This window comes from Kitasatospora sp. NPDC093558 (genome assembly GCF_040683475.1).
GTDB lineage: Bacteria > Actinomycetota > Actinomycetes > Streptomycetales > Streptomycetaceae > Kitasatospora.
The window spans coordinates 1-1,003 of record NZ_JBFBDY010001424.1 but is presented as its reverse complement, the minus strand read 5'-3'; the positions used below and the strand labels follow the sequence as shown (position 1 = coordinate 1,003).

Sequence of the window (1,003 nt, the reverse complement as noted above, 5' to 3'; positions counted from 1 at the left end):
CGGGTCGCCGACTCCGTCGTGCGCACCGCCGAGATCCTCGCCCACCGCCGCACCGGCGCCGCGCCCGGCGGGCCCGAGGGCTCGCACTTCCTCGCCGCCGAACAGTCCCTGCTCCTCGGCCACCCCCTGCACCCCACCCCCAAGAGCCGCGACGGCCTCGGCCCCGCCCAGAGCGCCGCCTACTCGCCCGAACTGCACGGCTCCTTCCAACTCCACTGGTACGCCGTCGACCGGGCCCTGCTCGCCACCGGCTCCGCCGTCCCCGAGAGCGCCGAACGGATCACCGCCCGCCTGCTCGGCGACCGCACCCCGCTGCCGCCCGGCACCGCCGCCCTGCCCCTGCACCCCTGGCAGGCCCGCGAGCTGGCGCACCGCCCGGCCGTCGCCGCCCTGCTCGCCGAAGGACTCCTGCACGACCTCGGGCCGGCCGGCGACCCCTGGTACCCCACCTCCTCGGTGCGCACCGTCTACCGGCCCGGCACCCCGTGGATGCTCAAGCTCTCGCTCGGCCTGCGGATCACCAACTCCCGCCGGGAGAACCTGCGCAAGGAGCTCCACCGCGGCCTGGAGATGCACCGGCTGCTGGAGAGCGGCCTCGCCGCCGAGTGGCGCGCCGCCCACCCCGGCTTCGACGTCGTCCGCGACCCGGCCTGGATCGGCGTCGACCACCCCGGCCTCGGCGACCCCGGCGGCCTGGACACCGTCCTGCGGGCCCAGCCCTTCGCCCCCGCCGACCGCGTGCTGTGCGTCGCCGGGCTCGTCGCCGAACAGCCGCTCGGCACCGGCACCACCGTGCCGTCCCGGCTCGGCGACACCCTCCGGGCGCTCGCCGTGCGCTGCGGCCGCCCGCTGCGCACCGTGGCCGCTGAATGGTTCCTGCGCTACCTGGAAGCCGTCGTCCTGCCCGTCCTCTGGCTGGACGGCCGCGGCGGCATCGCCCTGGAGGCGCACCAGCAGAACAGCCTCGTCCTGCTCGACGCCGAAGGCTGGCCGCGCGGCGGGC

At 77.2% G+C, this 1,003-nt stretch carries 1 protein-coding gene; it reads left to right on the top strand.

Annotated features, from left to right (window positions below):
- The coding region (locus tag AB0O00_RS41500; protein WP_363659829.1) for an IucA/IucC family protein at positions 1 to 1,003 on the top strand (1,003 nt) is incomplete at both ends.